Genomic DNA, 1,851 nt, shown 5'->3' on the forward strand with positions numbered 1-1,851 from the left:
CTCAATGACAATAGCCAGTGCAATTAGGCCGATAGCCGCGATAGGGAACATGAATACGCCCCCGTTTTTAAAAAACGCCATGATAGTCTCTGTCATCTTTTCCTGCTTTACTTTCTCGTTGATAAATTAAAGTGACGCCGTATCCGGTAGTTTTCATGCCGAGCAACGATACCGGATAAGGCGATATACAATCCCGATTTCTCGAGGTTCTGTTCTTTCGCCGACATAAAGTCATCCTCTCAGAATCAGCACCTTATTCTTATTTGCAGTAAGTATAAATCACACATTAATAATTGCTCACAGCGATAAAAAATGCCAATAAACTTACAAGCAAAAATGGCTGATGCAAAAGAGCAGGCAATTTTGTTGATTTGGAATCACTTAATGTCAGGTTTAGGTTAATAAAATATTCAAATAAAGTGAATTCTTAGATTTCATTTATATCAATAAGAAAAAAAGGGGGGGGGGAATAAACACAACGAGTGTTGTTAAACGAAAACAGGTAGATACCCCCGCGCATGCACAGGGTGCTTATTGTTACAACTCCGTGCAGAGTTTACCAGAACCCTTTTCGCCCTAATGCCTAACGTAATTCGCTATAACCTATCCACTCACGCCTACGCTAGTGACAAACTCAAACAATGTAATGTTTCTCTTTCCAGTAAACCTTACTTGGCCAACTGAACGTTTTTCACATGTGGTGCGACGACTGACTTTTTAGTGTACCCATGACGTCTGAAATACTGTACTTCGGCGGGATAAACATCACCATATGCAGATGACCTTCGTCAAAGCCTATCTTTTTGAACTCAACGCCAGGTAAACTTCGCAGTAACTTTGGCATAATCTTTTGTAATTAGCAGTGAATACTAGGATTCAGCGCTTTTCAACTGCACTTAGTCACCCTCGGGTAACTCCGTGGTTTTCTGTATGACTAGAATAAGGCTGTTAACAGCAACGCTACGCGCAATTGGACTCGTTTAGTGAGCATCCATGCTGTTCGTTGTGGACTGTTCGAAAATAAAAGTATTGTTGTCAATGGAGCAAAGCGTGAAATAGTTATTTGAAAGGTATTTCTTACTTTTCGATCCAATAGAGCTAAGAAAAACACTCTTTATTTAGTAAAGAGTGGCGTCAGTTTTCTCGTTGAAACCATCCCATCAAATGCAATTAGTTGCACTTTTGCACTGTTAGGGATAAGGTGCTCGTGTAAAGTTGTGTGTTTAGGGAAGTACTATGCCTATTTATGATGTCACTTATTTGTTTTGTGGGCCAAAAGCACGAATGAGGTCTAAACAACGGCAGTTTGATATGGCTAATTTGCAAGGCGCAAAATTAGCTGCATTGTCTCATTTGCCTAAGAATCGATGCGATGTCCACATATGCAGCCCTCAAGGGTAGCTTCTCTCGGTTCTCAAGCATCGTGACGAACTTGTTATAAAGTGGTTTGATTGGACAAATTAACCAGAGGCTAGGTCTTCTTTCTTTAATTAATCCAAAATCCGATAAAGCACTTCCTGTATTCTTAGCCATATGAATAGTTGGTAATCCAATTACCGTCAGCCTCATGTCAAATTGACCCGACAAAACTTACTTGATCCATTCATAACTCACTATTATTTCCCTTTGCTAACACATTGTCTTGCTATTCTTACGATGGGAAAGGTTATGAAACTTGTTCTCTTGATTTGTGTACATTTTTTACTTCTTCTTAAACTTAAGATTAAACTGTTCTAACTGTATCTAGTGGGAGTATGTGTTGATTGACTGTTTCTTATATTATTATAACGAGAAAGGAGCCTTGTTTGAGTCACTCTTATTTTAAATTGGTCCCCCTCGTTTGCGAGTTTG

Annotated in this window: 1 protein-coding gene; it reads right to left on the minus strand. The window is 39.2% G+C overall.

Going from position 1 to position 1,851, the window contains the following annotated elements; all coding sequences use genetic code 11:
* Window positions 1-691 precede the first annotated feature (691 nt).
* Window positions 692-844 carry a transposase gene (locus tag KIO97_RS27080; RefSeq protein WP_105069258.1) on the minus strand — a complete coding sequence of 51 codons (153 nt, stop codon included), beginning with the start codon at window positions 842-844 and terminating at the stop codon, window positions 692-694.
* Window positions 845-1,851 lie beyond the last annotated feature (1,007 nt).

Source organism: Vibrio sp. B181a (genome assembly GCF_030248375.1).
Lineage (GTDB): Bacteria > Pseudomonadota > Gammaproteobacteria > Enterobacterales > Vibrionaceae > Vibrio > Vibrio campbellii.